Origin of the sequence: Vibrio sp. Vb0598 (assembly GCF_033338935.1) — a bacterium.
Lineage (GTDB): Bacteria > Pseudomonadota > Gammaproteobacteria > Enterobacterales > Vibrionaceae > Vibrio > Vibrio alginolyticus.
The window spans coordinates 1-2016 of sequence record NZ_JAWOTP010000059.1 but is presented as its reverse complement, the minus strand read 5'-3'; the positions used below and the strand labels follow the sequence as shown (position 1 = coordinate 2016).

Here is a 2016-nt window from a genome sequence, read left to right as displayed (position 1 = left end):
GCGGCTGTGCCCGCTTTATCACCGAATGGTTCCAACGCCTTGCCCGCGGCGCCGCCAAGAATCAAAGCAAAACCAACGGACGACATAAAGATTGGCAGCATGAACGACAGCGCCGTGTTTTGGCCATTCATCACCAGCATCACCACACCAGCCAGAGCCAACGTCGAGATACCAACCACAAGCGTGTTGTGTGTGCCAAAACGTTCCATGAACTTCGGTGCCAACATACAGCCAGCGATGTTGATGACCGCGTTAATGCCAAACCAGAATGTGAACTCATTCATTGAAAGGCCCATGCCTGTCATCAATACCGACGGTGCTGACGTCACGTAAGCTAAGATAACCGCCATGGCCATCAAACATAGTGACGCGTGGAAAATGAAAGATGGCGTGCTCAGTACCGACCAGTAACGACTTACCTTGAATACCGCTTGTTTCTCGGTTGCAGGGTTGGTTTCCTTCATCATCAAGAACATCAACGTTCCTGAGACAACCGCAAAACCAGCCATAAAGCTGAAGTTTGCACGCCAATCGAATTGCTGTGTTAACCAGCTACCTAAGATTGGGGCCAGTGCAGGAATAAAGCAGATCGCACCATTAAGGTAGCTGATCATCTTGCCGCTTTTCTCTGGGCCGAAAATATCGCGAACTGTTGCAAAGGCTGCTACCGATGTCGCACAAGCACCTAAGCCTTGTAGCAAACGAGACATCAACATCCACTCAATATTTTGAGCACTCCACGCCAATAAAGCGCTCATTGCGTAGATAGTGATGCCGCCCAATGCAACAGTTCGACGTCCGAGTTTATCTGCCAAAGGGCCAGCAAACAGTTGGCCAACACCCATAGCAAATAGGAACCATGTAATCGTGTCTTGTGCTAGCGCATTGTCTACCTGAAAAGTTGAAGCAATAAGAGGTAACGCAGGTAGATAGATATCAATCGCAAGCGGACTGAAAAGAACCAAAAGGGTCAACAACGCCATTTGTTTTTTACTATTAGAAATATGGCTAGACACACAACACTCCAAATTGAACAAGAACTTTGCAGAGAGCTTAATCATCTGATGATATGAATGGAAATGATGTATAATCATGACCATTATTCCCCAGAGGAAATTCACCGTGAACATAGAAAAGCTCGCTCGTCTCGACCTGAACTTACTGGTCTGTTTTAAAGTGTTAATTGAAGAGCTTAACGTGACTCGAGCAGCGCATCGACTGTGCCTTAGCCAATCCGCGGTGAGCAAATCATTAGCCAAACTTCGTATTCAGTTTGATGATCCATTGTTTACGCGTAACTCACATGGATTAACGCCAACACCACGTGCATTGTTCCTCAAACCGAAACTGGATCTGTTGATTAACCAATTAGAAGTGCTGACCCAGCCAGAAGAGTTTTCGCCCCAAAGCAGTGAATACCGTTTTCAAATTGCAGCCGTGGAAAGTGTCTACCCATTAATCTTGCCGCATTTCTTACCAGCGATTTTTCAACAGGCGCCCGGCGTCACCATCAGCACGCATCCTTGGTCAGATAACACCTTCAAAATGTTGCAGCGTGGTGAGTTAGATTTGGGATTAACTGGTAAAGACATCGACATCAATGACGCAAAGCTTACCCTGCTGCCACCGGATGATATTTGCGAACTCGAAATCTATCGCGACCATCAGATGTGCATCATTCGTAAAAACCACCCCGCACTAAAACAGAAGTGGAACCTCGAAGCGTATCTCGCACTTCGTCACGTACAAGTGCGATGTGATGGAAACGACCGTTGGTTGTTGGACTATCGTTTAGCGGACATTGGCGCAGAGCGCGATATTGCAGTCACCGTTCCAGATTTCAATAGTGCCGCCAGCTTGTGTTCTTACACCGACTTCATCTTTACCGCGCCGAGCCATTTTGTGCAACTGGCTGCCAAACCGCTCGACTTGGTGGTCTTGCCATTGCCGCTTGAATTCCCGCCCATGGCTTACACTCTGTTTTGGCACAGAGACAGAGAAAACGACCCAGCCTTG

General features: G+C 47.7%; 2 protein-coding genes. One reads left to right on the top strand and one right to left on the bottom strand.

All coding sequences use genetic code 11. The annotated features are described in order from the left end of the window. Positions 1–1016, bottom strand: a 1016-nt coding sequence (locus tag R7Q38_RS22835) for a multidrug effflux MFS transporter (protein ID WP_318114392.1), incomplete at its 3' end; no start/stop codon positions are given. A gap of 106 nt (positions 1017–1122) precedes the next feature. On the opposite strand from R7Q38_RS22835, the gene R7Q38_RS22830 reads away from it, so the two are divergent. Further along, the coding region (locus R7Q38_RS22830) for a LysR substrate-binding domain-containing protein (RefSeq protein WP_318114391.1) at positions 1123–2016 on the top strand (894 nt) is incomplete at its 3' end.